General features: G+C 70.5%; 2 protein-coding genes and 1 pseudogene. All 3 read right to left on the minus strand.

Annotation, left to right across the window (positions count from 1 at the left end):
* Nucleotides 1-114 precede the first annotated feature (114 nt).
* Nucleotides 115-693: an ATP/GTP-binding protein gene (locus ACFWWQ_RS29240; protein ID WP_073760799.1), complete on the minus strand. Its 579-nt coding sequence runs from the start codon at nt 691-693 to the stop codon at nt 115-117.
* A complete protein-coding gene (locus tag ACFWWQ_RS29245; RefSeq protein ID WP_384602235.1) occupies nt 674-1,288 on the minus strand; it encodes a DUF742 domain-containing protein in 615 nt (204 codons plus the stop codon). The genes ACFWWQ_RS29240 and ACFWWQ_RS29245 overlap by 20 nt, the downstream gene beginning before the upstream one ends.
* 85 nt (nt 1,289-1,373) lie before the next feature.
* A pseudogene (locus ACFWWQ_RS29250) lies at nt 1,374-1,478 on the minus strand (roadblock/LC7 domain-containing protein); the annotation flags it as partial.

Raw genomic sequence — 1,478 nt, forward strand, 5'->3', positions numbered from 1 at the left:
ACTCGTGGCCCAGCCCCCCCGCGCGCGGGCCCCCCCGCCGAGCGCCCCCGGCCCCCTGACAGTCAGGTGACCGGGGGCCTTCGCCGTACGTCGGAGAACCGCGCCGTCAGGCGGCTACCGCAGGCGGGCCATGAGCGCGTGCTCCACGAGCGTGATGAGCGCGCTCTTCGCCTCGCTGCGGTGGCGGGCATCGGTGATGATGATCGGGGCGTCCGGCCCGATCTGCAGCGCCTCGCGGACCTCGTCCGGCGTGTACGGCTGGTGGCCGTCGAAGCCGTTGAGGGCGATGACGAAGGGGAGGCCGCTGTTCTCGAAGTAGTCGACGGCGGGGAAGCAGTCGGCGAGGCGGCGGGTGTCGACGAGGACGACGGCCCCGATCGCACCGCGCACCAGGTCGTCCCACATGAACCAGAAGCGGTCCTGACCCGGCGTACCGAAGAGGTACAGGATCAGGTCCTGGTCCAGGGTGATGCGGCCGAAGTCCATCGCCACGGTCGTCGTCGTCTTGTCCGGCGCGTGCGTGAGATCGTCGATCCCCGCAGACGCTGAGGTCATGACGGCTTCGGTGCGCAGCGGGTTGATCTCTGAGACGGCCCCGACGAACGTGGTCTTACCCACGCCGAAGCCGCCCGCCACCACGATTTTCGCGGAGGTGGTGGAGCGGGCTGCACCGCTAGAGCTTGCGAAGTCCACTGAGCACCCTTTCGAGCAGTGTCACATCTGGCTGTCCGCCGGCGGTCTCGTCCCCGCCGGGCTGATGGATGGCGACGAGTCCGGCCTCCGCCAGGTCGGCGACGAGGATCCGGGCGACGCCGAGGGGGATGGAGAGAAGTGCGGAGATCTCGGCAACTGATTTGATCTCGCGGCAGAGGTGGCAGATGCGCTGGTGCTCCGGCAGCTGGCCCTGTAGCTGGGACGGATCGGCCGTGGTGCTGACCAGCGCCTCGATGGCGAGCTGGTAGCGCGGACGCGTCCGGCCCCCGGTCATGGCGTACGGGCGCACCAACGGATTGTGCGCGCCGCCCGTGGGCGCCGGGGGCGCCGGGGGCTGCGGCGGCGCCGGGCGGATGCCGGGCGTCCGAGGCGGTTCGTACACCGACGGCTCGTACGGCTGGGCGTCGTACGGGCCGGGCGGGGACTGCGGGGACTGCTGCTGCCGCGGCGGCTGGGACCGCTGCGGCCGACGGCTCGGCGCAGACGGGAAGTTGAAGCGGTTGTGATGGGTCTCGCCCTGGGACCCGGACTGCTGTCCGGGGCCGTACGGGTATCCGCCAGGGGGCGTTGCCACGTCTCCTCCTCCAACTTGCCTGTCTGACGCCGGTCGCGCCCTCGAACCCTAATGGGCCGATGGCGGGAAACGCACTGCTTGTCTGCTAGTTCAGAAGGCTGCCCTGGAGTTCGGCGCGTAGGTCGGGGGTGAGGACGTTGCCTGCGCGGTCGACCAGGAGGGCCATTTCGTAGCCGACGAGGCCGATGTC

Source organism: Streptomyces sp. NPDC059080, from assembly GCF_042739975.1.
In the GTDB taxonomy this organism is placed as follows: Bacteria; Actinomycetota; Actinomycetes; order Streptomycetales; family Streptomycetaceae; genus Streptomyces; species Streptomyces benahoarensis.